Source organism: Nisaea sp. (genome assembly GCF_034670185.1).
In the GTDB taxonomy this organism is placed as follows: Bacteria; Pseudomonadota; Alphaproteobacteria; order Thalassobaculales; family Thalassobaculaceae; genus Nisaea.
Map to the genome: position 1 here is coordinate 586,880 of NZ_JAXMNY010000002.1, position 23,257 is coordinate 610,136.

The following is a 23,257-nucleotide window of genomic DNA, read 5'->3' on the forward strand; positions in this document are numbered from 1 at the left end:
TTGGGCCCCGGCGCGGGTGGGCTCGCTATGTAGCGAGCCCAGCCCAATGGATCAAGTGCTTTTTAACGATATCGTCAAAACACCCGTGATCAGAGATCATCGTCATCTTTTTTGACGACAACGACATCAGCGTCGTCATCGTCATCGTCATCGAGAAGAGAGTCGTCAACAACATCATCATCATCGTCGTCGAGATCGGCAATCAACGTGTCTTCACCGTCATCGTCATCGTCATCGTCATCATCGCTGTCATCATCAGCGTCATCTGCGACGACGACCTTGTCCTCATCCGAGGCAAGCTCCTCGACACCATCGTCCTCTTCTTCGAGTTCGGCGTCCTCAGCCTCGGCTGGTTTCTTTTTCTTCACATCCGCCACCGGAACCGGACGCGCCCGACGGCTTTTCAGCACCGCCTCGGGATCGTACTCGGTTTCGCATTTTGGGCAGACGATGGGAGATTTCATCAGGTCATAGAAGCGCGCGCCGCAGGATTGGCAGGTGCGCTTGATGCCCCATTCCGGTTTCGCCACGTCGTTCCTCCGACAGTCACTTGACTCTGGATCGCTATTGCAAGAGGCGCCGAATAACTGTGATGCGCCCATCTGTCAAAGTGAAAATGCGCAACGGAGCCCCCGGAATCCCGCCAATCGTGCCTATTTCCCCCAGACAGGCCGCCAGCCTCTGTGATAGAGAGCCTGCGGTCAACCCGAAGCCGACGCGATTTTGTCCGCGAAAAGCCCGTGAGAATCCCATGACATCCCTTACCTCATCAAAAAGCGCTGCACTCACCGGAACCCTCAAGGTGCCGGGCGATAAGTCGATTTCCCATCGCTCCCTGATTCTTGGCGGCCTCGCCATCGGCCGGACCGCGGTTTCGGGCCTGCTGGAAGGAGAGGATGTGCTCGCGACGGCCGCCGCCATGCGCGCACTCGGCGCCAGCGTGAACCGGCTGGACGACGGCACATGGGAAGTCTTCGGACGCGGCATCGGCACGCTCGACGAGCCGGAGGACGTGCTCGACCTCGGCAATTCCGGAACCGCCGCCCGGCTTCTTATGGGACTGGTCGCCGGTCATCCGATCAATGCCGTCTTCACCGGCGACGCTTCCTTGCGCCGCCGCCCCATGGGCCGCGTCATTACCCCGTTGAGCCAGATCGGCGCCGCCTTTCACGGCCGCGCCGGCGGCCGCCTGCCGCTGTGCGTCGAAGGCGCCACTGACCCGCTGCCCATCCGCTACACACTTCCTGTCGCCTCGGCCCAGGTGAAATCGGCGATCCTGCTCGCCGGCCTGAACACGCCGGGCGAGATCACAGTGATCGAGCCGGAGAAAACCCGCGACCACACGGAAACCATGTTTCGCCATTTCGGCGCGGACGTGCGGGTCGAGGATCTTCGCGAGGGGCGCGTCATCACGCTGACCGGTCAGCCCGAGTTCAAGGCAAGCGATATCGTCGTTCCAGCCGATCCCTCCTCCGCCGCCTTTCCGGCCGTGGCCGCACTGATCACCCCGGACTCCGACATCACCCTGCCGGCGGTCGGCCTCAATCCGCTGCGCTTCGGCGTGTTCGAAACGCTGATCGAGATGGGCGCGGATATCGAGATTTCGAACCGCCGTATCGAGGCCGGAGAGCCTATCGGCGACATCCGGGTACGCAGCAGCGCGCTGAAAGGCATCGAGGTTCCGGCGGAACGCGCGCCGAGCATGATCGACGAATATCCGATCCTCTCCGTCGCCGCCGCCTTCGCCGAGGGCGCCACCATCATGCGCGGGGTCGGCGAGTTGCGGGTCAAGGAAAGTGACCGTCTGGGAGCGATGGCACGCGGCCTTGCCGCCACGGGCGTCCGTGTCGAGGAGGGCGAGGATACGCTAGCCGTCACCGGCTCCTCGAATGGCGTGGCTGGTGGCGCAACCATCGCAGCCGATCTCGACCACCGGATCGCCATGTCCTTCCTCGTCCTCGGCATGGGGGCCCAGGCTCCGGTCGCCATCGACGATGCCAGGACCATCGACACCAGCTTCCCCGGTTTCGCCGACCTGATGCGCGGCGCCGGTGCGAAGATCAACAGCGGAGCTGTCGCATGATCATCGCCATTGACGGGCCGGCAGCGGCCGGCAAGGGCACGCTCGCACGGCGTCTGGCCGATCATCTGGGATATGCCTATCTGGATACCGGCTCGCTTTATCGCGCTGTTGCCGTGATGGTGCTGCGCCGGAACGGCGCACCCGACAATGCGGAGGCCGCCACAGAAGCGGCCCGCACGCTGGATCTCGACCTGCTGGGAAGCCCCGATCTGCGCACGGGCGAAGCCGGGGCCGCTGCCTCCAAGGTCGCGGCAATCCCCTCAGTCCGGGCAGCGCTGACAGATTTTCAACGGCAGTTCGCCACGCATCCGCCGGGCAATGCGGGCGGGGCCATACTGGATGGCCGGGACATCGGCACGGTGATCTGCCCGGACGCCGACCGGAAACTCTTCGTCACCGCTTCTGTGGAAGCCCGGGCCGAACGGCGATTCAAAGAGTTGCAGGAACGGGGCGAGGCCGCTATATATGCGCGCGTTTTGCAGGATATGCGTGAACGTGATGCCCGCGACGCCGGTCGGAGCGATGCCCCGATGAAGCAAGCGGACAATGCGATCCTGATCGACACGTCTTCGATGACCCCGGACGAAGCTTTTACAGCAGCGCTGGACGTGATTGAAGACGCGGGCTGATCACCGCAGTCTGTGGAACGTGAGAACTGCGGAACGTGAGAGATGCCGGTCATTAGGTCCGATGACCGGTTTTGGAAACCAACGGTGGCTGACAGGCTCAGCCGCGTTCCAACCCTGGACCGGGTGGAACGGTTCCGCGATGCGGGACGCAAATCCAATTTGCACAGCCACCATGAACAGATGCCGGCAAACTTCGGTTTTCCGGCAAGATCCATTGAGGAGCTTACATGGCTGATACAGCCGGAGCGGTCCAAGAACCGGAAATGACTGAGAATTTTGCTGCCCTGCTCGACGAGTCGTTTGGCGACGTCACGAGCATCGAAGGCAGCGTCGTAAAGGGTACCGTTATCTCTGTAGATAACGATGCGGCCCTGATCGACGTCGGACTTAAGTCCGAAGGCCGTGTGTCGCTGAGGGAATTCGGCGACCCGGGCAAGAAAGCGGAACTGAAGCCCGGCGACATCGTCGAGGTTTATGTCGAGCGTATGGAAGATCGCAACGGCGAAGCGATGCTCAGCCGTGAAAAGGCTCGCCGCGAGGAAGCCTGGGCGGTTCTGGAAACCGGGTTCGAAAACAACGAACGCGTCACCGGCACCATCTTCGGTCGGGTCAAGGGCGGCTTCACCGTCGATCTCTCCGGCGCCGTGGCATTCCTGCCGGGCAGCCAGGTCGACATCCGTCCGGTCCGCGACATCGGCCCGCTGCTGGGTACGCCGCAGCCGTTCCAGATCCTGAAAATGGACCGTCGCCGGGGCAACATCGTCGTTTCCCGCCGTGCCGTTCTTGAAGAGTCCCGCGCCGAAGCTCGCTCCGAGCTGGTCGCGAACCTCCAGGAAGGCCAGGTCCTCCAGGGTGTGGTCAAGAACATCACCGACTACGGCGCGTTCGTGGATCTCGGTGGCGTCGACGGCCTGCTGCATGTCACCGACATCGCGTGGCGCCGCATCAACCATCCGAGTGAAGCCCTGCAGATCGGTGCGACCGTCAAGGTCCAGGTCATCCGCTTCAACCCGGAAACCCAGCGTATCTCTCTCGGCATGAAGCAGCTCGAGGCGGATCCGTGGGAAGGTGTGGATCTGAAGTATCCGGTCGGCACCAAGTTCACCGGTCGCGTCACGAACATCACCGACTACGGTGCGTTCGTCGAACTCGAGCCGGGCATCGAAGGCCTGGTCCACGTCTCCGAAATGAGCTGGACCAAGAAGAACGTGCATCCGGGCAAGATCGTCTCCACCAGCCAGGAAGTCGAGGTCATGGTCCTCGATGTCGATCCGGCCAAGCGGCGTATCTCTCTCGGTCTCAAGCAGTGCATGGCCAACCCGTGGGACGATTTCGTCACCAGCTACCCGGCCGGCACCGAGATCGAAGGCGAAGTCAAGAACATCACCGAATTCGGTCTGTTCGTTGGCCTCTCCGGCGAGATCGACGGCATGGTTCACCTCTCCGACCTCTCCTGGGAGCAGTCGGGCGAGGAAGCCATCAAGGAGTACAAGAAGGGCGACATGGTCAAGGCAAAGGTCCTTGACGTGGATACCGACAAGGAGCGTATCTCCCTTGGTATCAAGCAGCTCTCCGAGGATCCCTTCGAGTCCGGTGCATCCGATCTGCGCAAGGGTGTGGTTGTCACCTGTACCGTGACCACGCTGACCGACAACGGTCTCGAGGTTGCTGTCGGTGAAGGCCTGCACGGCTTCATCCGCAAGTCCGACCTGTCCCGGGATCGCTCCGAGCAGCGTCCGGACCGGTTCGCGGTTGGCGAAAAGGTCGATGCCAAGATCACCCAGATCGACAACAAGACGCGCAAGCTGACCCTGTCGATCAAGGCTCGCGAAGTCGAAGAAGAGAAGAAGGCCATGGCCGACTACGGTTCGTCCGACAGCGGCGCCAGCCTGGGCGACATTCTGGGCGCAGCCCTGAAGCAGCGAGAAGAAGGACAGCAGGACTAAGGCATCGCCTCTGTCCGACTGTTTCTGGAAATGCGGCGCCGCCCCTGTTTGGGCGGCGCCGTTTTCGTATTCATCGTGACAAATCCGCACTTCTGATTTGATGAAGTGCGTTTTTATTATGCAAAAGAGAGACTTACACTTGACGAACCACGATAAAATTCGGTTTTATTGTGGCGATGTCCAGTCCGGGCGCGACATGTGTGAGCTGGACTGTCAATTGGGGGAGCGCGGCAAACATGACCAAATCTGAGTTGATCATGCGTCTTGCCGAGGCAAACCCTCACCTTTACCAACGTGACGTAGAGCGGATTGTCTCCGCTATCTTCGACGAGATCTCCGATGCCCTTGCCAGTGGCGATCGCGTTGAACTCCGCGGTTTCGGCGCATTTTCCGTGAAAAAGCGCGATGCCCGCGTCGGCCGGAACCCGCGCACCGGAGATTCAGTCCCGGTTCAGGAAAAGTTCGTGCCCTTCTTCAAAACCGGCAAGCAACTGCGCGACCGGATCAACGACGGTTAAGGCCTTTCCGACTGCCCCGCAGTTGGTCGATTGAGAAAATTCACTCTGATACCGCGCCGCGGGGCTTCGATCTGCCTGTCTGATCGCCTATATTCATCTGATCGCCTGTATTCGATGGCAATTTCGCAATCACGGTAGCGCCATGGCCCGCAGATCCTTCATCGCAAAAACAATGAGCATGCTGATCGGCCTACCGGTCGCGCTGGTCATCGTCCTGTTCGCGATCTCCAATCGTCATCTTGTCGAGGTCGGCTTCTGGCCTCTACCGGTCATCGTCGAGGTGCCAGCCTATATTCTCGGTCTGTGCACGATGGCGTTCGGCTTCATCCTCGGCGTCGTCGCCACCTGGATCAGCGGCGGCTCGACCCGTCACCGGGCGCGCCTGGCCGAAGGCAAGGCGCGCCGGCTGGAAGAGGACCTCGATCACAAGGCGCACGAAGTCGAGGATCTCCGGAAAGCCCTGCCGGCTCCGGAAAAACGCTGATCCCCGGGAAAGTCGATACATCAATGGATGTCAAAATCTGCGGGCTGAAAACGCCGGAAGCCGTCGAGGCCGCCGCCGCCTCCGGAGCCAGCCACATCGGTCTGAATTTCTTTCCGCCCTCCCCGCGCTCGATCACGCCGGAAGCAGCGGCGGACCTCGTCGCCCACGTCCCGGACGGGGTGAAGGTCGTCGCCCTCGTGGTCGATGCCGACGACGCGCTTCTCCAGGCTATCCGGGATGCAGCCCATCCGGACATCTTCCAGCTACACGGCACGGAGAGCCCCAATCGGGTGCGGGAAATCAAGGCGCGTTTCGGCGTATCGGTCATGAAGGCCATCCGGGTCGCCGATGCGGCGGACGCGCGCAGCGCCGAAGCCTATGACGGGATCGCCGACCTTATCCTGTTCGATGCCAAGCCGCCGAAAGACAAGGACAAGCTGCCCGGCGGCAACGGGCTTATTTTCGACTGGATGGCACTCAAGGCCTACAAGGGCACCACGCCCTGGATGCTGGCTGGCGGGCTTGATGCGTCGAACGTTGCCGAAGCCATCCGGGTGACCGGTGCGAAAGCCGTCGATACCGCCTCCGGTGCCGAGGATGCACAGGGTGAGAAGAACCCGGACAGGATCCGGGCCTTCGTCAGTGCCGCTTTACAGGCACAATAGCACCCGAAATGGCCTTCCCAGCCTTGCCTTACAAAAGCGCTCAACGCATTATGCGGCGTTTCGCGAGCCGCCCTGAACCCGCGCCTCGAGTCCGCAAGCCCCGATCCGACGAGGAAGCCTGATAAATGGCAAGCTCCACGCCAGCCCTGAATTCATTCCGCAATGGCCCCGACGAGAACGGCCATTTCGGTATTTTCGGCGGTCGCTACGTCGCCGAAACCCTGATGCCTTTGGTCCTGGAGGTCGAAAAGGCCTACCTGACGGCGAAAGGCGATCCGGATTTCTGGGCGGAGATGGAATATTACCGGAAGCATTATATCGGCCGGCCGAGCCCACTCTATTTCGCGCCCCGGCTGACGGAGCATTTCGGCGGCGGCAAGCTCTACTTCAAGCGCGACGAGCTGAACCATACCGGCGCGCACAAGATCAACAACGTGATGGGTCAGGCCCTGCTCGCCAAGCGCATGGGCAGGACCAAGATCATCGCCGAGACCGGCGCTGGTCAGCACGGCGTTGCGACCGCGACTGCCTGCGCGCTGTTCGGCATGGAATGCGAAGTCTTCATGGGTGCCGAAGACGTCAAGCGGCAGAAGCCGAACGTCGACCGGATGCGGCTGCTCGGTGCCAAGGTCGTTTCGGTGACATCCGGCTCCTCGACCCTGAAGGACGCCATGAACGAGGCGCTTCGCTACTGGGTCTCGAAAGCGGAAACCCACTTCTACATCATCGGCACAGCCGCCGGCCCGCATCCCTATCCGGCAATGGTCCGGGATTTCCAGTCCATCATCGGAGAAGAGGTCCGCTGGCAGCTTGAGGAGGCCGAAGGCAAGCTCCCCGACGCGCTGGTCGCCTGCATCGGTGGCGGCTCCAACGCCATTGGCCTGTTCCATCCGTTCCTCGATGACGAAAGCGTGGAAATCTTCGGTGTCGAGGCGGCCGGTCACGGCATCGACAGCGGCGAGCACGCGGCATCGCTGACCGGCGGAAACCCCGGCGTGCTGCACGGCAACCGGACCTACCTCTTGCAGGACGATGACGGGCAGATCACCGAGGCGCATTCGATCTCGGCCGGTCTCGATTATCCGGGTATCGGGCCGGAGCATTCCTGGCTGCATGAGAGCGGTCGGGTGAAATATGTCAGCGCCACCGACACGGACGCACTGAAAGCCTTCGCCCTGTGCTCCAAGCTGGAAGGCATCATTCCGGCTCTGGAGCCGAGCCATGCGCTGGCTTATGTCGGCACCATGATCGGCGATCTGGCGAAAGACAAAATCGTGGTCATGAATCTCTGCGGCCGCGGCGACAAGGATCTGGATGCGGTGATTCCGCGGCTCGAGGAAATGGGCGAACTCTGATGAATTATACCGCTTCCCGCCTGGACAAATGCTTCGCGGCTCTCAAGGACGAAAACCGCGCCGGTCTCGGCATTTTCGTCACTGCCGGCGATCCCGATGCGGAGACCTCGCTCGCCATCATGAAAGCCCTGCCCGGTGCCGGTGCCGACATGATCGAATTCGGCATGCCCTTCTCCGATCCGATGGCGGACGGCCCATCGGTCCAGGCCTCAAGCCAGCGGTCGCTGAAGGCCGGCGGCAGTATGGTAAATACCCTCGCTCAGCTCCGTGCTTTCCGGGAAGACGACAAGACCACGCCGGTCGTTCTCATGGGCTACTACAACCCGATTTATATTTATGGGGTCGAGCGGTTCCTGACCGACGCAATCGAGGCTGGAGCCGATGGCCTGATCGTCGTCGATCTGCCGCCTGAAGAAGACGAGGAACTTTGCCTGCCCGCAGTCAAGCGCAACCTGCCGTTCGTCCGACTGGCAACGCCGACGACAGACGATGCCCGCCTGCCAACGGTACTGACCAACACCAGCGGTTTCCTGTATTATGTCTCGATCGCCGGAGTCACCGGAACAGCCGAAGTTCCGATCGACATGGTCACGGCGGCCTTGGCACGCTTGCGCAAGCATACCGATATTCCGATTGGCGTCGGTTTCGGTATCAAGACGAAAGAGCAGGCCGCAGCCGTTGGCACGGTCGCCGATGCCTGCATCGTCGGCTCGGCCGTGGTCGATGCCATCAGAGATTCGCTCGACGCTTCCGGCAAGGCGACCGGCAAGACCGTCGGCGCCGTGACCGCGCTTGTCTCCGACCTTGCAGCCGGGGTACGGAACGCCCGGTCTTAGAACAGTATAATCACCGCACCCTGCGGAGAGGACGGATATGAACTGGATCACCAACTCGGTCCTGCCGAAGATCAAAGCCCTCGTGCAACCGCGCGACGTTCCGGATAATCTCTGGATCAAGTGCGGCGGCTGCGGAGAGATGATCTTCCACCGCAATCTCGAGGAAAATCAGCAGGTCTGCCCGAACTGCCAGCATCACCTGCGGATCGGCGCCGAGACCCGGATGAAAATGCTGTTCGACGACGACAGCTTTAACCGGATCGAGCTGCCGAAGCCGGTTCTCGACCCGCTGAAATTCCGGGACCGCAAACGCTATACGGACCGCCTCAAGGAAGCCCAGCACAAGACCGGCGAAGATGATGCGATCATCGTTGCGCATGGCAAGATGGGCGGTGCGCCGGTGGTGCTGGCCCTGTTCCGCTTCGATTTCATGGGCGGCTCCATGGGTGTTGCCGTCGGCGATGCACTTGTCCGTGCGGCCGAACTTGCGAAGGCCCAGAAAGCCCCGCTGGTGGTCTTCCCGGCATCGGGCGGCGCCCGCATGCAGGAAGGCATCCTGTCGCTGATGCAGATGCCGCGCACCGTGATCGCGCGGGAGATCGTCCGCGAGTCCGGCCTGCCCTTCGTCGTCGTGCTGACCGATCCGACCACGGGCGGCGTCACCGCCTCCTTCGCCATGCTGGGCGACATCCATATCGCCGAGCCCGGCGCGATCATCGGCTTCGCCGGTCAACGGGTTATCCAGGAAACCATCCGCGAGCAGCTTCCGGACGGCTTCCAGCGCTCGGAGTATCTGCTTGAGCACGGCATGGTCGACATGGTCGTGCACCGCAAGGACATGCGCGACACGTTGATCCGCGTCTTCTCCATGGTCCGCGATCCGTTGCCAAAGGCCGTGGTCGTCGCCATGCCGAAAGCGGACAAGCCGGAGAGCGAAGAGGACGACAGCGAGAGCTGATCGCCCGCCGGAGGATCCTGAAATTTCCGTACCCGCGCTTTCGCCGCAAACGATCCTGGACCGGCTGCAACGTCTGCATCCGAAGCTGATCGACCTGTCTCTGGACCGCCTTGAAAGGCTGCTCGGCCTGCTCGGCAACCCGGAGCAGAAGCTGCCGCCGGTGATCCATGTCGCCGGGACGAACGGCAAGGGCTCGACCATTGCCATGCTGCGGGCGATCTACGAAGCGGCGGGCCGGAAGGTCCACGCCGACACCTCACCGCATCTCGTCCGCTACAACGAGCGCTTCTATATCGCCGGCAAGGAGATCGAAGACGCGCCGCTGGTGGATATTCTGGAAGAGTGCGAGCGGGTCAATGGCGGCACACCGATCACCCATTTCGAGATCACCACGGCGGCGGCTTTCCTCGCCTTCTCCCGCACCCCGGCGGACGTTCTGCTGCTCGAGGTCGGGCTCGGCGGCCGGTTCGACGCGACCAACGTGATCGACAAGCCGGCGGTCTCCATCATCACGCCGGTCTCGATGGACCATATGGGTTTTCTCGGCGACACGATCGAGAAGATTGCCTTCGAGAAAGCCGGCATCCTGAAGCCCGGCGTGCCGGCAGTGATCGGCCCGCAGGACCCCGCGGCGCTCGCCGTGATCGAGGCCCGCGCGGCGGACGTCGGCGCTCCGCTCTACCGCTATGGTCATGAATGGACGATTGCCGAGGGCGGCGACGGCATGCTTTTCAGCACCGGCGGCAAGACAAGGCGCTATCCGCGCCCGGGGCTGCTCGGCGCGCATCAGATCCTCAATGCGGGCCAGGCGCTGATGGCGGCCGATCTCGCCGAAGCTTCCGTCAAGACAACCGAAGGCGCCCGCGCCAAGGGCATTGCCGAGGCTTCGTGGCCCGCCCGGATGCAGCATCTGGAAAGCGGCGCGCTGACCGAATATCTCAACCCCGGCTCCAGCATCTGGATCGATGGCGGGCATAACGAGAGCGCCGGCGAAGCGGTCGCGAAAATCCTCGACGGCTGGGCGGCCGAGCCCGGTGCCCTGCCGGTCTATCTGCTGTTCGGCTCGCTCAATACCCGCGATCCGGCAGCCTATCTGAAACACATGCGGGGACGGGCCCAGCGGCTCTACGTCCTGCCGATCCCGGGCGAGGAAAACAGCCTCACCGAGGACGCACTGATGGACGGCGCCAAGCGCGCGGCCCTACCCGCCATTCCGGTCTCCACCGTCCAGCAGGCGCTTCGGGACAGCCAGAAAAAAGGCAAGTCCGTGCGTTTCCTGATCTGCGGCTCTCTCTATCTCGCCGGCCATGCGCTCGGTCTTAATCGAAACGCCTGAAGTCTCGGGCGTTACCACATTTTCAGTCGTCATCCCTGCGAAAGCAGGGACCCAGCGATCGTAGGATTGTTCCTGCGGTCCCTGGGTTCCCGTATGCACGGGAATGACAGTTTTCAAATGGGAGCAGCAGTATGGACCTCGGACTCAAGGGCAAGAACATCATCGTCACCGGCGGCACACGCGGCATCGGGCTTTCGATCGCCGATGCCTGCGCGGCAGAAGGGGCTGCGGTATCCGTCTGCGGGCGCAGCGAGGAAAGCCTGAAGAAGGCCGAAGCCTTCCTCTCCCGCCATGGCGGCAAGGTGCATACGGCACCCTGCGATGTTGCGGATGCGGATGCCGTAGCCGGTTACATCGCGGCAGCGGCCGAGACATTCGGCGGCATCGACGGGCTGGTGAACAACCCCTCCGGCTTCGGCGCCTCCGACGATGAGGACGGCTGGAAAAAGAGCATGGATGTGGATCTGATGGGCGTGGTCCGGGCGACCTGGGCGGCCTATCCGCACCTCGTCGCCAGCCAAGGCGCGGTGCTCACAATCTCCTCGATCTCCGGCATCGGCGCCTCCGGCTCGATTCCCTATGGCGCGGTCAAGGCGGCCGTGATCCAGCTGACCCAGAGCCACGCGCAGAAATTCGCCGCCGACCGGGTCCGGGTAAACTGCATCGCCCCCGGTTCCATCGAGTTTCCCGGCGGCAGCTGGGAACGACGCAAGACGGAAGAGCCGGAGAAATATACCTCCACCCTCGCCAAGATCCCGTTCGACCGCTACGGCACGCCGGAGGAAATCGGCACCGTCGCCGCCTTCCTGCTCTCCCCCGCGGCACGCTGGGTGACGGGTCAGACCATCGCCGTCGATGGCGGGCAGAACCTGTAAACATCCGACACCGTCAAACGAAAACCGTCATCCCGGACCTGATCCGGGATCTCTGGGCGGCGGTCGCATTCCCGGAGGTCCCGGCTCTTCGGCCGGGATGACGTCCAATGCTGGGTAAGACAAAAAGGGCCTCCCCCCCCACGCAACAGGAGAGAGCAATGCCGCAGGCCATCAATCTGGCGGAAAAGCTGGAGAGATTCAGCGATCACTGGTCGCCGAAAATCGTCTCCGCCTTCAACGGCCACGACATCATGGTCGTGAAGGTAAAAGGCGAATTCAACTGGCACGACCATGCCGACAGCGACGACTTCTTCCTCGTCCTGAAAGGCTCCATCCGGATCGAGACCGAGCAGGGCAATGTCACGCTCAATCCGGGCGAGCTCTATGTCGTCCCGCGCGGCGTCAAGCACCGCCCAGTCGCCGAGGAGGAAGCCCATCTGCTGCTGATCGAACCGGCAGGCCTGCCGAACACGGGCGACGATGCCACGGCGGCGGTGAAAGAAGAAATCTGATCGGAACGCTCCGGACGGATGGGAAAACCGTCCGGAGCAGCTGACCTAGCGCGACTTCGGCCGCATCGCGAGCACGGAGCCGGGCATGGACCGCTCCAGCCAAGCCTCGATTGCTGCGTGTCGACGCTGCAGCAATATGCCCAGCAAAACGACAAGCGCCCCCGTCACTGTCAATGCGATCGGGAAAAGCGCCTCGTCCGGGAAAATTTTCAGGGAGAGATGGCCGAGATACCAGATCACGCCAAACGCTCCGAAGATGATGAAAATCCGGCGCCGGAGATAGACCGAGGCAAGTATCAGGACGAGATTGATCAGGAAATAACCGAAGCGGGACAGCTCCGAGCTCGAGTCCAATAGGCTCAAGCCGCCCCAGAAACTCGTCGCGCCGGCGAGATAGAGCCAGAAGGCGAAATCCGTGCGCGACCGCAGGTCGACACTATAGGCCACGCCCAGAATCACGAGCCCGAAGACGAGGGACACCAGCCGCCGTTCCTGCCAAGCGAAATCCGCGCTCCCGAACAGGATCGGCGTCAGGTCCATCGACAGGTACCAGAGCATGAAGGCGATGATCGCGGTCAGGAATGGAAACCGCACCCGGCTCAGCACCAGCACGGCAACGGCAATCGTCGCCACTTCCATGGCGAACCAGCCACCGCGGATCCAGCGGAAGAAATTCCGGTATTCCCCCGGATCGTCGAATGCCCAGAGCCCGAAATGGCGCTGCAGGCCGTAGACGAACAAGGGCGTGAGCGCGACCGCCATCGCGATCCAGAGACCGCCCGGCGTCCTCGTCTCGGGGGCCTTGCGCCAAAGGTACGCGCCGACGGCGCCGTAGAGCACTGCATAGGCGGCAGCGATGAGTGCGATCGCCCCGCCGCCCAGATCGTCCCATTTCAGGCCGAGCCACCAGCCCATGGCGCCGATGGCGATGAGCGCACCCATGTAATAGAGCACATGCACCATGTCGAAACGCCGCTCATAGGCAGCGTCCCGCGTCAGTTCCTGCCAAATCCGCCCGGCGATGTCAGGCTCCGCACCGGCGCTCGCCGCCGCCTCGACCAGTTTCTGCCGGCCGAGGCGGATCACGCGGCTGTCAGGACTGTCCCGGTCACTCATCCGCAGGTCAGTAAACCACGACGCTGCGGATGCTTTTGCCCGCATGCATCAGGTCGAAGCCCTTGTTGATGTCTTCCAGCGGCATGGTGTGGGTGATCAGGCTGTCGATGTCGATCTTGCCGTCCATGTACCAGTCGACGATCTTCGGCACGTCCGTCCGGCCCCGTGCGCCGCCGAAGGCGGTGCCGCGCCAGGAGCGGCCGGTCACCAGCTGGAACGGGCGGGTGGAGATTTCCTGGCCGGCGCCGGCAACGCCGATGATGATGCTTTCGCCCCAGCCCTTGTGGGCGCATTCCAGCGCTTGGCGCATGGTGTTCACGTTGCCGATGCACTCGAAGCTGTAATCGGCGCCGCCGCCGGTGAGGTCCACCAGATACGGCACCAGATCGCCCTCGACTTCCTTCGGGTTGACGAAGTGGGTCATGCCGAATTTCTCGGCGATTTCCTTGCGGGCCGGGTTCAGGTCGACACCGATGATCTTGTCGGCACCAACCATACGGGCGCCCTGGATCACGTTCAGGCCGATGCCGCCGAGGCCAAACACGACCACGTTTGAGCCCGGCTCAACCTTGGCCGTGTTCACCACCGCGCCGACGCCGGTGGTCACACCGCAGCCGATGTAGCAGATCTTGTCGAACGGGGCGTCCTTGCGGACTTTCGCCAGCGCGATCTCCGGCATCACCGAGTGATTGGCGAAGGTCGAGCAGCCCATGTAATGGAAGATCTTCTCGCCATTGATGGAGAAGCGGCTAGTACCGTCCGGCATCAGGCCCGCGCCCTGGGTGGTGCGGATCTTCTGGCAAAGATTGGTCTTCGGGTTGAGGCAGTATTCGCACTCACGGCATTCCGGCGTGTAGAGCGGAATGACATGATCGCCCTTTTGCAGGCTGGTCACACCCGGTCCGATATCGACCACCACGCCCGCGCCTTCATGACCGAGGATCGCCGGGAAAATACCTTCCGGATCGTCGCCCGAGCGGGTGAATTCGTCCGTGTGGCAGAGGCCGGTCGCCTTCATCTCGACCAATACTTCTCCCGCGCGCGGGCCGTCCAGCGTGACGGTCTCGATGCTGAGCGGTTTGCCGGCCTGGAATGCAACGGCGGCTTTGGTTTCCATGGGATGCTCCCTCTCGTGCCTCTATCGGAATTGGAGGCATACAGTCTTTCATCAGTCCTGTTTTTGCAATGCGCGTCTCCGAGCATACTGAAACCGCCACCGCTCTCGACCTGTTCGAAAAAGCAGGGAAAGATAGAGGCAACAATAAAATTGGGAGGAGCCCGGATAATGAGTATCAAAGCAGTGGTTACCGGCGGGGCCAGCGGCATTGGATATGCTACCGCGAAGAAGATCCTCGCGGACGGCGGAACCGTCTGCCTGCTGGATATGAACGAGAAGGCGCTGGCGGACGCGCAGACAAGTCTCGGCGGCGACCGGGTGATGACCGCCGCGACGGATGTGCGCGATGCGGCGGCATTGGATATCGCCATCCGGGCCGGGGCGGAGTTCATGGGCGGGCTCAATGCCTGTGTCGCCAGCGCCGGGATCGGCTACCGGGTGCCGATCCTCGAATCCGACACAAACGAATTCGAACGTGTCCTGTCCATCAACCTGACCGGCGTCTATTCGACGCTGCGCGCGGCGGCACTGGTCATGGTCGAGCAGGGAAGCGGCGGGTCCATCGTCACGCTGGCGAGTGTCTGCGGTGTGCGCGGCTGCGCCGACCGGGCCGCCTATGGCGCCGCCAAGGCCGGGGTGATCAACCTGTCGGAGACCGCCGCCATCGAGCTCGCCCAGCACAGGATCCGGGTCAACGCGCTTTGTCCGTCACCGATCAACACGCCGCTGATCGCGGGGGTGCAGGACGAGGCGGCCGTCGCCGACTGGATGGTTGGCATCCCGATGGGCCGCTATGGCGAGCCGGAGGAAGTCGCGGAACTTGCATCCTTCCTGCTCAGCGACAAGGCCTCTTATATCACCGGTCAGTCCATCGGCGTCGATGGCGGCTGGATGGGCGCGGGTTTGCAGAATTCCGCCTACCGGGTGGCCGTCCAATGACCGGCGCGAAAGACATCAGGATCGGCAGCTTCCGAGTTCGCACTGTCACCGCGCCCCTGCCGCAGCCGCACAAAACCGCGTCGGGGACATTGCACGCGGCACCGCTGGTGCTGCTGGATATCGAGACCGATGCGGGCGTCACCGGCTCGTCCTATCTGTTTCCCTATGCCGCCTTCTTCCTCCGCCCCCTCGCTCTCCTGGTCTCCGAACTTGAAGAGCTGATAAAGGGCCAGCCCCTGATGCCGCGCGACATCTGGACAATGCTGAAGACCCGCACCCGTCTCGCCGGATATCCGGGACTGATGGCCTGCGCCGTCGGCGGCATCGACATGGCGCTCTGGGATGCCCTGGCAAAAGCGCATGGACTACCGCTCGCCTCCCTGCTCGGCGCAGAACCGCGTCCGGTCTGGGTCTATGATAGTCTCGGCCAGATGGGGCCGGAGGAGACTGCCCGGGACATCGAGCGCTCCCTGAAAGACGGCTTCCGGGCCTTCAAGGTAAAGTCGGGCGATCCCGACCCGAGGGTCGATGTCGCCGTTGCCCGAGCCATCAAGGCGGTTGCCGGAGACGACGCCTGGACGGCGATGGACTTCAATCAGGCCTTCACCGCCGAGGAAGCCGTCAAGCGCATGCATCTGCTCGACCATGAAGGCATTGCCTGGATCGAGGAGCCTGTGGCGTGGGACGATTTCGAAGGACACGCCAATGTCCGCGCGGCGATCTCGACGCCGGTGCAGAGCGGGGAGAACTGGTACGGCGCCCGCGATATGGCGAAGATGCTGGAGGCTGGCGCAATCGACCATGCCATGCCGGATGCCATGCGGATCGGCGGAGTCACGGGCTGGATGGAAGTCGCAGGCCTCGCCGCCGCGCACAATATCCCGGTCTCGAGCCATCTCTTCCCGGATCATTCGGTGCACCTGCTGGCGGCGACGCCGACCTGTCACATCCTCGAATGGTTCGACCTTGCCGCGGAGATCCTGGCGGAGCGGCCGAAGATCGAAGACGGCATGGTCAGCCCGCTCGACATGCCCGGCGCCGGGATCGTCTGGGACGAAAAGGCAATCGCGGAATACGCGGCCTAGCCGCCAAACCGCTTAGCCGCCAATCTGGCCTAGCCTATCGACATCAGGCTGGCATTGCCGCCCGCCGCTGCCGTGTTGATGCTGACGGATTGCTCCTCGACCAGCCAGTCGAGGCAGTAATCCTCCCGGCCCGACGCGATCCCGGCGGGCGACACGCCCTGCACGCCGACCAGCGGGCCGTCCCTGTCCGCCGCCTGCTTCTGCACGGTGATCAGCGCATCCGCATCGCCCTCGAACAGCACGGCGGCGAGATCGGTCTCGGCGTGCCAGTCCTGTGTCAGGTGCACCCGGTCCTTCAGATCTGCGGGCAGGCTGCCGACCAGTGCACTGGCCGTCGCGTTCTCCTGCAACACCGCTTCGTCACCCGCCGCAAGGATGGCAGCGACCTGCCGCAGCAAACCGGCCTCTCCCTGTGCAATCGCCGCGACCCGACCTTTCGGGTGGACGAGATAGCGGTTCCGCTCCCCGACCGGGCCCGGCAGGTTGAGATCGGTGCCGAGCGGCGACCGGGCGATATAGGCCGCCGTCATCTCCGCTTCTTTCGTCCGGCCAGCCTCACGCAGCCAGGCTTCGAGCTGATGCGCCGGCTCCGGGCCGACATCCGGCGCCCGGTCCGAGATCGCCGAGCTGAAGGGACGACGGGCCAGCAGCCGGGTGAGATAGAGCGGGCCGCCCGCTTTCGGGCCGGTGCCGGACAGACCCCGGCCGCCGAACGGCTGCACGCCGACAATGGCGCCGATGATGTTGCGGTTCACATAGACATTGCCGACCCTGATGCGGCGGGCCACCCGGTCGATGGTCTCGTCGATCCGGGAATGCACCCCGAAGGTCAGGCCGTAACCCGTGGCGTTGATATCGTCGACCAGTGCATCCAGCCCCTTCCGCTTGAAGCGGACCACATGCAGCACCGGGCCGAACACCTCGCGCTCAAGCTCGGCGAGGCTGCCAATCTCGATCAGGGTCGGCGGGATAAAGGTGCCGTGCCGTGTGTCGGCGGGCAGATCGAGCTGCTCGACCTTGTTGCCACGCTCCCGCATGCTCTCGATATGCGTGCGGATGCCCGCCTGCGCTTCCGCCGTGATGACCGGGCCGACATCGGTCGAGAGCCGGTCCGGATTGCCGATGGCCAGCTCGTGCATGGCGCCCTTCAGCATCTCCAGCATGCGGTCGGCGACATCTTCCTGCAGGCAGAGCACACGCAATGCCGAGCAACGCTGCCCCGCACTGTCGAAGGCGGACATGATGACATCGGCGACGACCTGTTCCGGCAGGGCCGAACTGTCGACGATCAAGGCGTTCTGGCCGCCGGTCTCCGCGATCAGCGGGATCTGCGTGCCGTCCGGCGCAAGACGCCCGGCGAGACCCGCCTGGATCAGCCGTGCGACTTCGGTAGAGCCGGTGAACATGACGCCGCGCACGCGGCTGTCCGCGACCAGCGCCGCGCCGACCTCTCCCGCGCCCGGAACCAGTTGCAGCACACCTGCCGGAACCCCCGCCTCATGCATCAGCCGGACCGCCTCGGCGGCGATCAGCGGGCTTTCCTCCGCCGGTTTCGCCAGCACCGGGTTGCCAGCAGCCAACGCCGCCGACATCTGGCCGGTGAAGATCGCCAGCGGGAAGTTCCATGGGCTGATGCAGACCACCGGCCCAAGCGGACGGTGGCTGTCCATGTTGAATTTCGCCTCCACCTCCATCGCGTAGTAGCGCAGGAAGTCGACGGCCTCGCGCACCTCGGCGATGGCATTGGCCATGGTCTTGCCAGCCTCGCGGACGCAAATGCCCATCAGCACCGGCATGCGGGCTTCCATCAGATCGGCGGCCCGCATAAGCAGGGCCGCACGCTCGGACGGTTCCGTCGCCGCCCAGACCGGCGCCGCTGCCTCGGCGATCTCGAACGCCTTGTCGATCACGGCCTCGTCCGCATCGCGCACGGTGCCGACCAGATCGCGCCGGTCGGACGGGTTGCGCACTTCGCGTACAGGTCCGGTCTCGGAGGCGCCCTCCACCGTCGGCGCCGATTGCCAGAAGGTCTCCGCGCTGGAGAGCAAAGCGGCGGAAAGCGAGGCCAGTCGGTGTTCGTTTGACAGATCGAGGCCCTGCGCGTTCGGCCGCTCCGGGCCGTAAAGCGTGCGCGGCGCGCTGATCTTCGGATGCGGCGCTCCGACCGGCTCGATCTTCAGGGCCTCGGCCACCGGATCGGCGATCAGATCGTCAATGGAGAAGGCAGGATCGGCGATCCGGTTCACGAAAGAGGTGTTGGCACCGTTCTCCAGCAACCGCCGGACCAAATAGGCCAGCAGGGTCTCGTGACTGCCGACCGGGGCATAGACCCGGCAAGGCCGGTTCAGCTTGTCACGCCCGACGACTTCCTCATACAGCGGCTCGCCCATGCCATGCAGGCACTGGAATTCGTACTGGCCGGCATAATAGTTCGGCCCGGCCATCTGCATGATGGCGGCGAGGCTCTGGGCATTGTGGGTGGCGAATTGCGGATAGACCGCGTCCGGCGCCGCCAGCAGCTTCTTGGCGCAGGCAAGGTAGGAAACATCGGTGTGGATCTTCCGGGTGAAGACCGGGAAATCTTCCAGCCCGTCGACCTGGGCGCGCTTGATCTCGCTGTCCCAATAGGCGCCCTTCACCAGCCGGATCATCAGCCGGTGACCGCTGCGCCGGGCCAAGTCGATCAGGTAGTCGAGCACGAAGGGGCAGCGCTTCGAATAAGCCTGCACCACAAAACCGATGCCGTTCCAGTCCGCCAGATCCGGATCGAAGCAGACCGCTTCCAGCAGATCGAGGGAAAGCTCCAGCCGGTCCATCTCCTCTGCATCGATATTGAGGCCGATGTCGTAGGAGCGGGCAAGTTCTGCCAGACCTTTCAGGATCGGTAGCAGCTCCTCCATCACCCGGTCCTGCTTCATCCGCCAGTAGCGCGGATGCAGGGCGGAAAGTTTTATGGAGATGCCCGGCCCCTCGTAGATTCCGCGGCCCTTCGAGGCCTTGCCGATGGCATGGATGGCCTGCTCATATTCCTTCAGATACCGGGCCGCGTCCTCGGCGGTCGTCGCCGCCTCGCCGAGCATGTCGTAGGAATAGCGGAACCCCTTCTTCTCCATCCCCCGGCTGTTGGCCAGCGCCTCGGAGATGGTCTGCCCGGTGACGAACTGCTCCCCCATCATCCGCATGGCGACGTCGACACCACTGCGGATCAGCGGCTCGCCGCCGCGCCCGATCATCTTGGTCAGGGCTGCCCCCATGCTGTCCTCGCTCTGGGTCGCGGTCAGCCGGCCGGTGACGACAAGACCCCAGGTCGCGGCATTCACGAACATCGACGGGGAATGACCCAGATGGGATTTCCAGTCGCCGTTGGAGATCTTGTCGCGAATCAGCGCGTCGCGGGTCTGCCTATCCGGGATCCGGAGCAGTGCCTCGGCGAGGCACATCAGGGCGACGCCTTCCTGACTGGAAAGATCGTATTCGTGGATCAACCCCTCGACGCCGCCACGCACACTCTTCTCACGCAGGGCCTCGACCAGAGTGCGGGCCAGATTTTCCGCTGCCTGCTTCTTGGCGGGCGTCAGGGACGCCTCGGAGATCAGATAAGGCAGGCATTCCATCTCCGGCTTGCGGTAGGCCGCCGTGATCGCCGCCCGCAGCACGCTCTGGGCCTGCACTCCCTGGGCGAATTCAAGGAAGGGGCGCGGCGTCTGCTCGGCCGACTCCCCACCATCCTCGAAATCGAGATCGGCATCACCCGAAAGATACCCGTCCAGCGGCTCGCCGCGCTCGATCCGTTCAATGGCGCCGACGAGGGACTGCTTCACCAGCCAGTGCGGTGTGCGGCCGATCCTGTCGGCGGCACTCTTGAGCCGCGCCCGCAAGTCCTCGCTGACCTTCACACCTATGGTCTGTGCCGCCATTACCGCCTCCCCTGGATCGATCCGAAAGCGAAGGTTACACCAGCAACGCCTTGCAGGTGCAACCTGATTCTTTTAAAGGGTAACCGAGACCGATTGCATCGACTCCAGTAGCGGCCGGCGGTCATGAAAACCCGTCTCGAGCGGCGCCGAGACAACGCAGTCGGACGATATCTTTCCGATATACAGCCACATCAACAATCGAAGTACATTCCTCATAGCCGGCGCCAGAAAATTGCTCCGCAGACAAGGATCAAGAACACCCTTGCAAGAGCAGGCCCTGACTTGGACGGGAGGATTCGTCAATGCCACTTTCAGGTTCTAAGCTGATCGTTTTAGCTGCAGCGATTGCCGTGACACTCGCATCGGCACCTGATGCAACCGCACAGTCAGCAAGAGAGACCGACCCGCGCGTAATGGGCTGGATGGACGGTTTCCCGCCCGCGCCCGACAAGCTGATTACGCAGCCGGATTCAGACTATTTCAGTTTTCCGAAGCTCCGGTGGTCGGTCTGCCACCTGCGAGAATTCCTTCCAACTAAACAAATCAGCCGCGGACTCGGCGCCCCCATTTCACTGCAATATCTTCCACCTGAGGAACTCTCCGGCGAACAGCAGGCAATCGACAAGTTGACCTTCAAGCCGTCGAACAGCAACGACGAGATGACATGGGAGGAATCGCTCTATGCCAATTACACCGACGGCATACTGATCATCCATAAGGAGCGGGTCGTTTACGAACGCTACTTTGGCTGCCTCAGAGAAGACGGCAAGCATGCAGCCATGTCGATGACGAAGTCGCTCACCGGGCTTCTGGCCCAAATCCTGGTCGAAGAAGGCGCCCTGGACGAAACACTTCCGGTGCGCGACCTCATCCCCGAAATCGAGAATAGCGCTTTTGCGAACGCCACCGTCCGCCAGGTCATGGATATGACCACCGGCGTCCGGTATTCCGAGGACTACTCCGACCCCAAAGCAGATATCTGGATCTATTCAGCTGCGGCAAGCCCGCTGCCCAAGCCCGAGGGATACAATGGTCCGGACGGATATTGGGAGTACCTGCAGCAGGTGAAGCCGGACGGCAAGCACGGCGAACAGTTCCACTACAAGACAATCAACGCGGACATGCTGGGATGGATCATCTCGCGGGTCTCGGGCAAGTCCGTAGCCGATCTCGCCTCGGAACGGCTCTGGCGGCGGATCGGGATGGAGCAGGATGCCTACCAGACGGTCGACGGCAAGGGGGTCCCTTTCGCCGGCGGCGGCCTCTCAGCAGGCCTGCGCGACCTCGGACGGCTTGGACTCGTCATGCTGAACGAAGGCGTGAACAACGGCGAACGCCTGTTTCCGGCGGAGGTGGCGCAAAAAATCCGCACCGGAGGCGATCCGGCAAAGTTCGCCGGTTTCCCGACGATCCCGCAGGGTAGCTACACCAGCCAGTGGTGGGTTTTCCACAATGCCCATCAAGCCTATGCCGCACGTGGCGTTTACGGGCAGACGATCTATGTGGACCCCACGGCTGAGATGGTGCTGGTACGCTTCGCCTCATTCCCAAAGGCGCAGAACAGCTTCATCGACCCTACGTCGTTGCCTGCCTATCAGGCAGTGGCCGAATACCTGATGTCGAAGTAAGCGCGCCGGGTCACGCGCGGCATATCTGACGGGCCGCCATGCCGTGAGGAGAACCAACCCCTCGAAACGCCGGCAACCTGAACCGATTACATCGGCTCCAGACGCAGCAAGTCGCCGGCGGAGCTGTCCGTCAGAACATAGAGATATCCGTCCGGCCCCTGCTTCACCGCGCGGATGCGCTCCTCCAGCCCCTCGAGCAGCATTTCCTGCTCCGTGACCCTGTCGCCATCAAGCACCAACCGTCGGAGATGCATGTGCGCCAGCGCGCCGACAAAGAGATTGCCGCGCCAGTTCGGGAATTTGTCGCCGTCATAGAATTCCATCCCGCTCGGCGCGATGGACGGCACCCAGTAGACCACCGGCTGCTCCATGCCGGGCGCGGCCGTCTTGTCGGAAATGATCGCACCGCTGTAGTCAATTCCGTAGGTGATCGCGGGCCAGCCGTAATTCCGGCCGGGGCGGAGGATATTCACCTCGTCGCCGCCGCGCGGCCCGTGCTCCTGCGCCCAGATCGTCGCGGTGCCCGGCCGCAGCGCCATACCCTGTACGTTCCGGTGCCCGTAGGAATAGATTTCCGGCAATGCGCCCTCTCGGCCGACGAACGGATTGTCCGGCGGCACGGAGCCGTCGTCCATGATCCGCGCGACAGTGCCGATATGAGTGCCGAGATTCTGTGCCTCGTTCATATGGCTGCCCCGGTCGCCCATGCTGATGAAGAGCGTGCCGTCAGGCGCAAAAACCAGCCGGGAGCCGAAATGCCGTCCGCCGCCGACCTTCGGGTTTTGCCGGAAGATGACCTCAAGACCGGTCAGGGCATTACCGTCAAGACGCCCCCGCGCAACCTCCGTTCCGGCGCCACCGTCGCCCCGCCCGGCAAAGGACAGATACACCAGCCGGTTCTCGGCAAAATCCGGATGCAGCACCACGTCGAGCAAACCGCCCTGGCCAGAGGCATAGACTTCCGGCGTGCCGCGCACCGGTTCAGACGCCAACCCGTCCGGCCCGACGATCCGCAGCGCCCCTTCCCGCTCGGTAACGAGGATGCGGCCATCCGGGAGAAAGGCCAGACCCCACGGGTGATCCAGCCCGCCGGCTAGCTGCATGACGCGGAAATCATGGACATCGGACCGCTCGACCCGCGGCATATCGGCGCCTGCCGTACAGGCAGCCGCACCGAAAAGCAGAGCACTGGCAGCAAGCCGCGACGACACTCGAAACAATCCTGAGCACAGATCCAACCCCATGATTCCCTCCGTTC

The 23,257-nt window shown here is 63.1% G+C and carries 20 protein-coding genes; 15 read left to right on the forward strand and 5 right to left on the reverse strand.

From position 1 onward, the window contains the following. Positions 1-89 precede the first annotated feature (89 nt). Complete coding sequence (locus VOI22_RS12390) at positions 90-530, reverse strand: TIGR02300 family protein (protein ID WP_323796780.1); 441 nt, start codon at positions 528-530, stop codon at positions 90-92. Between the two features lie 221 nt (positions 531-751). Between VOI22_RS12390 and aroA the strand changes: the two genes are divergently transcribed. The 12 genes from aroA to VOI22_RS12450 all read left to right on the forward strand — a co-directional run bounded on the left by aroA (position 752) and on the right by VOI22_RS12450 (position 12,197). After that, complete coding sequence (gene aroA / locus VOI22_RS12395; RefSeq protein WP_323796781.1) at positions 752-2,083, forward strand: 3-phosphoshikimate 1-carboxyvinyltransferase; 1,332 nt, start codon at positions 752-754, stop codon at positions 2,081-2,083. Further along, positions 2,080-2,712, forward strand: a complete 633-nt coding sequence (gene cmk, locus VOI22_RS12400; protein ID WP_323796782.1) for a (d)CMP kinase — start codon at positions 2,080-2,082, stop codon at positions 2,710-2,712. The genes aroA and cmk overlap by 4 nt, the downstream gene beginning before the upstream one ends. A 227-nt stretch (positions 2,713-2,939) precedes the next feature. Continuing rightward, positions 2,940-4,658, forward strand: a complete 1,719-nt coding sequence (gene rpsA, locus VOI22_RS12405; RefSeq protein WP_028467652.1) for a 30S ribosomal protein S1 — start codon at positions 2,940-2,942, stop codon at positions 4,656-4,658. A gap of 236 nt (positions 4,659-4,894) precedes the next feature. Continuing rightward, complete coding sequence (gene ihfB, locus VOI22_RS12410; protein WP_028467651.1) at positions 4,895-5,176, forward strand: integration host factor subunit beta; 282 nt, start codon at positions 4,895-4,897, stop codon at positions 5,174-5,176. Between the two features lie 142 nt (positions 5,177-5,318). Next, a complete protein-coding gene (locus VOI22_RS12415; RefSeq protein ID WP_323796783.1) occupies positions 5,319-5,660 on the forward strand; it encodes a LapA family protein in 342 nt (113 codons plus the stop codon). A 23-nt stretch (positions 5,661-5,683) separates the two neighbouring features. Continuing rightward, the gene (locus VOI22_RS12420; RefSeq protein ID WP_323796784.1) at positions 5,684-6,325 is read left to right on the forward strand and encodes a phosphoribosylanthranilate isomerase; all 642 of its coding nucleotides are present in this window, start codon (positions 5,684-5,686) and stop codon (positions 6,323-6,325) included. Between the two features lie 125 nt (positions 6,326-6,450). After that, entirely contained in the window at positions 6,451-7,680 is a 1,230-nt protein-coding gene (trpB, locus tag VOI22_RS12425) for a tryptophan synthase subunit beta (RefSeq protein ID WP_323796785.1), read from the forward strand. After that, positions 7,680-8,516 carry a tryptophan synthase subunit alpha gene (gene trpA / locus VOI22_RS12430; protein WP_323796786.1) on the forward strand — a complete coding sequence of 279 codons (837 nt, stop codon included), beginning with the start codon at positions 7,680-7,682 and terminating at the stop codon, positions 8,514-8,516. The genes trpB and trpA overlap by 1 nt, the downstream gene beginning before the upstream one ends. 37 nt (positions 8,517-8,553) lie before the next feature. Further along, on the forward strand, positions 8,554-9,474 hold the full coding sequence (accD, locus tag VOI22_RS12435) for an acetyl-CoA carboxylase, carboxyltransferase subunit beta (RefSeq protein ID WP_323796787.1): 921 nt from the start codon (positions 8,554-8,556) through the stop codon (positions 9,472-9,474). Between the two features lie 100 nt (positions 9,475-9,574). Continuing rightward, complete coding sequence (locus VOI22_RS12440; protein ID WP_323797022.1) at positions 9,575-10,810, forward strand: folylpolyglutamate synthase/dihydrofolate synthase family protein; 1,236 nt, start codon at positions 9,575-9,577, stop codon at positions 10,808-10,810. A gap of 131 nt (positions 10,811-10,941) precedes the next feature. Beyond that, complete coding sequence (locus VOI22_RS12445; protein WP_323796788.1) at positions 10,942-11,685, forward strand: SDR family NAD(P)-dependent oxidoreductase; 744 nt, start codon at positions 10,942-10,944, stop codon at positions 11,683-11,685. Between the two features lie 158 nt (positions 11,686-11,843). Then, a complete protein-coding gene (locus tag VOI22_RS12450) occupies positions 11,844-12,197 on the forward strand; it encodes a cupin domain-containing protein (RefSeq protein WP_323796789.1) in 354 nt (117 codons plus the stop codon). A gap of 45 nt (positions 12,198-12,242) precedes the next feature. Here the strand turns inward: VOI22_RS12450 and VOI22_RS12455 are convergent, their stop codons facing one another. Both VOI22_RS12455 and VOI22_RS12460 read right to left on the reverse strand, forming a co-directional pair. After that, the gene (locus tag VOI22_RS12455) at positions 12,243-13,313 is read right to left on the reverse strand and encodes a hypothetical protein (RefSeq protein ID WP_323796790.1); all 1,071 of its coding nucleotides are present in this window, start codon (positions 13,311-13,313) and stop codon (positions 12,243-12,245) included. 7 nt (positions 13,314-13,320) lie between these two features. Next, on the reverse strand, positions 13,321-14,430 hold the full coding sequence (locus VOI22_RS12460; protein WP_323796791.1) for an S-(hydroxymethyl)glutathione dehydrogenase/class III alcohol dehydrogenase: 1,110 nt from the start codon (positions 14,428-14,430) through the stop codon (positions 13,321-13,323). Between the two features lie 168 nt (positions 14,431-14,598). Here VOI22_RS12460 and VOI22_RS12465 point away from each other — a divergent pair, with 168 nt between their 5' ends. Both VOI22_RS12465 and VOI22_RS12470 read left to right on the forward strand, forming a co-directional pair. Beyond that, positions 14,599-15,369, forward strand: a complete 771-nt coding sequence (locus VOI22_RS12465; RefSeq protein WP_323796792.1) for an SDR family NAD(P)-dependent oxidoreductase — start codon at positions 14,599-14,601, stop codon at positions 15,367-15,369. Then, a complete protein-coding gene (locus VOI22_RS12470; protein ID WP_323796793.1) occupies positions 15,366-16,454 on the forward strand; it encodes an enolase C-terminal domain-like protein in 1,089 nt (362 codons plus the stop codon). The genes VOI22_RS12465 and VOI22_RS12470 overlap by 4 nt, the downstream gene beginning before the upstream one ends. Positions 16,455-16,483: 29 nt before the next feature. Here VOI22_RS12470 and putA read toward each other — a convergent pair whose 3' ends face one another. Further along, positions 16,484-20,371: a trifunctional transcriptional regulator/proline dehydrogenase/L-glutamate gamma-semialdehyde dehydrogenase gene (putA, locus tag VOI22_RS12475; protein WP_323796794.1), complete on the reverse strand. Its 3,888-nt coding sequence runs from the start codon at positions 20,369-20,371 to the stop codon at positions 16,484-16,486. A 302-nt stretch (positions 20,372-20,673) separates the two neighbouring features. On the opposite strand from putA, the gene VOI22_RS12480 reads away from it, so the two are divergent. Then, entirely contained in the window at positions 20,674-21,999 is a 1,326-nt protein-coding gene (locus VOI22_RS12480; RefSeq protein WP_323796795.1) for a serine hydrolase, read from the forward strand. Positions 22,000-22,085: 86 nt separating this feature from the next. Here VOI22_RS12480 and VOI22_RS12485 read toward each other — a convergent pair whose 3' ends face one another. Continuing rightward, positions 22,086-23,210 (reverse strand): PQQ-dependent sugar dehydrogenase, encoded by a 1,125-nt coding sequence (locus VOI22_RS12485; protein ID WP_323796796.1) that lies wholly within the window; start codon positions 23,208-23,210, stop codon positions 22,086-22,088. Between the last annotated feature and the right edge of the window lie 47 nt (positions 23,211-23,257).